At 60.3% G+C, this 2,915-nt stretch carries 1 protein-coding gene; it reads left to right on the forward strand.

Going from position 1 to position 2,915, the window contains the following annotated elements; all coding sequences use genetic code 11:
• A partial coding sequence (locus ACIREA_RS29845; RefSeq protein ID WP_397385965.1) for an ATP-binding protein occupies positions 1-2,564 on the forward strand: 2,564 nt, incomplete at its 5' end.
• Between the last annotated feature and the right edge of the window lie 351 nt (positions 2,565-2,915).

Consider the following 2,915-nt stretch of genomic DNA (forward strand, 5'->3'; position numbering starts at 1 on the left):
ATTACATGGCCATCGAGAGTGATGTGACCCAGCGCAAGCGGGATGAAAAACACCGCAAGCTGCAGTTCTCCGCCAGCCGCATCCTGGCTGAGCCTGGCACGGTGAGCCAGGTCCCTGCCAAAGTGATTCAAATGATCTGCCAGCAGCTCGGTTGGACCGCCGGATTGCTCTGGATGCTTGAGGTGGATGTCAAAGCTCTGCGTCTTGCCGAACTCTGGCATGATCCGTTGAGGGACATCGCCCCCTTCATCGCGCTGAGCAACAAGCTGCGCTTTGGCACAAGCTTGCACACACCCGGCCACGTCCTGGAAACGGAGCAAAGCCAGTGGTGCGGTGATTTCGAGCAAAGTCCGGACAATCCGCGTGTGGCTTGCGCCCTCAGCTGTCAGCTGCGCGCATCCATCGCCTTTCCCATCATCGCAGACGGGGAAATTTTGGGTGTCGTGGAGCTCTTTGCCAGTGAAGCCGTCGATCCTGACGAACAGCTGCTGCAGGCTCTCGCAGGCATCGGCAACCAGGTGGGCCAGTTCATGGTGCGCAAAAGCTCCGAAGATCAGCTCTGGCGCTCCAATGCTTTTCAGAAGGCCGTTCTCGATGGCGCCGCCTACACCATCATTTCCGCCACGCCGGAAGGCACCATCGTCACCTTCAATCAGGCCGCCGAGAAGCAACTGGGCTACTCCGCCGCCGAGGTCATCGGATTGCAGTCACCGGGCATCTTCCATCTTCCTGAAGAGATCGCCGCACGCGCTGCGGCCCTCAGCGCTGAGTTGGGCTGTGAAGTAAAAGCGGGCTTTGAAACCTTCATCGCCAAACCACGTCTCGGCATACCTGATGAGTGTGAGTGGACGTACGTCCGCAAGGACGGCTCGCGCTTTCCCGCGCTGCTCAGCGTCACCCCGCTGTTTGACATGCATGGCAAGGTCATCGGCTATCTCGGCATCGGTTCAGACATCACCGAGAAAAAGCACGCGGCTCAGGAAATGCTCAAGGCCAAGGAGATCGCCGAAGCCGCCAGCCAGGCCAAGAGCGACTTCCTGGCCACCATGAGCCATGAGATCCGCACGCCCATGAACGGCATCATCGGCATGACTTCCCTGCTCCTCGACACCGAGCTCGCACCCAAGCAGCGCGAGATGGTCGATGCCGTGCGCCACAGTGGTGACGCCCTCATGACCATCATCGAGGACATCCTCGACTTCTCCAAGATCGAGGCGCGCAAGCTCGACCTCGTGGAGGAAGCCTTCCGTTTGGATTCCGTCATCAGCGGCGTCGTGGATCTTCTCCAGCACAAGGCCGCCTCACGTTCCATCGACCTCGTTGTCCGGGTCGCCCCCGATGTGCCGGACTCCTTCATGGGAGATCCTGGTAGATTGCGGCAGATCCTCATGAACCTCGTCGGCAACGGCATCAAGTTCACCGATGAAGGCAGCATCCGCATCCAGGTAAGCCGGTTAAACTCCACCGCCAATGGCATCGCAAACCTGGAAATCAGCGTCACCGACACCGGCATCGGCATGACGGAGGAGCAGCAGAGCCAGCTCTTCCAAGCCTTCACTCAGGTGGACAGCTCCAGCAAACGGCGCTTCGGCGGCACGGGCCTCGGACTCACCATCAGCAAGCGTCTGGTGGAGCTCATGGGCGGCACCATCGGCGTGGAAAGCAAACGCCACCAAGGTTCGCGCTTTTGGTTCCAGCTCCCGCTGCGTGTCCTTGAGAGCCAGAAGATGTCTGCCAAGGAAGACGCGGGCGCGCGTGATGAGATCGTCCCCCACTCGACCGCCGGCGGCATCAAGCCGCGCCTTCTTCTTGTCGAAGACAATGAGGTCAATGCGCGCATGGCCATGATGATGCTCGAAAAGAATGGCTACCCGGGCGAAGTCGCCCGCGATGGCGAGGAGGCCGTGGCGCGCTTTGCCAGCGGCGTTTATGACGGCATCCTCATGGACTGCCACATGCCAAACATGGATGGCTACGAGGCCACGCGCGCCATTCGTGAGATCGAATCCAGCTCGCTCTGGAAGAGAAAGCGCTGCCGCATCATCGCCATGACCGCCAATGTGCAGACCGGTGAGCGCGAGCGCTGCCTCGCTGCCGGCATGGATGACTACGTCTCCAAGCCCCTCCGCGCCAAGACGCTCATCGAAGCTCTGAACCGCGTGCACGTTCTCGCTGAAGCCAGAGAAAACACCGAGGCTCCCAAGTGGTCCGCTGAAGACACGACCGCAGCACGTGATGCCCTCCAGCAGCTCTCGAATGAACTCAGCACCGAAGACGCCATCGAGCTCATCGAAAACTGGTTCATCGACACACCCGCGCGCATCCTCGAACTCGAAAAACTCGCCGGCAGTGATGATCAGGCCACGCTGCGCCGCACCGCGCATTCCTTGAAGGGCAGCAGCTCCCTCTTCGGCCTCAGCTCATTCTACAACCTCTGCCGCGAGCTGGAGCAAACCGCCGAAAACAACCAGCGCGCCGGGCAGTCCGCCCTCATCGCCAAGCTGAAGCAATTCTTTGCCTGCGCCGTCCCGGAGCTCCGGAAGCTCATCGCAGGTCTGCAGTAGTCTGGGCTCCCGGAGGGAGCTGAGAAATTAGCCGGTGGTGAAGCGAAACCGCGTAGCGGTGCAGCGTGAACCACCGGACCACGCGATGAACACATCTCCATTCAGAGACGCATGCCGAAGGTATGCGAGAAGCGTTCAGCCGCCCAGGGTTAACGACGAGCCCGCGCACGCCTCTCGCATACCACCCCACAATCCCCCCTCAACTGCGGATGATGCTTAGCCGTTGGCTGGCGGCGATGAATGAGGGCGCTTCTCACTGCGCCACTCATCCACCACCAACACACCAACATTCCTCCGTATGCTCGACCTTGAATCTACCGCTCTCATTCTTGTGGGTTATCAAAACGATTA

Source organism: Prosthecobacter sp. (assembly GCF_044373815.1).
In the GTDB taxonomy this organism is placed as follows: Bacteria; Verrucomicrobiota; Verrucomicrobiia; order Verrucomicrobiales; family Verrucomicrobiaceae; genus Prosthecobacter.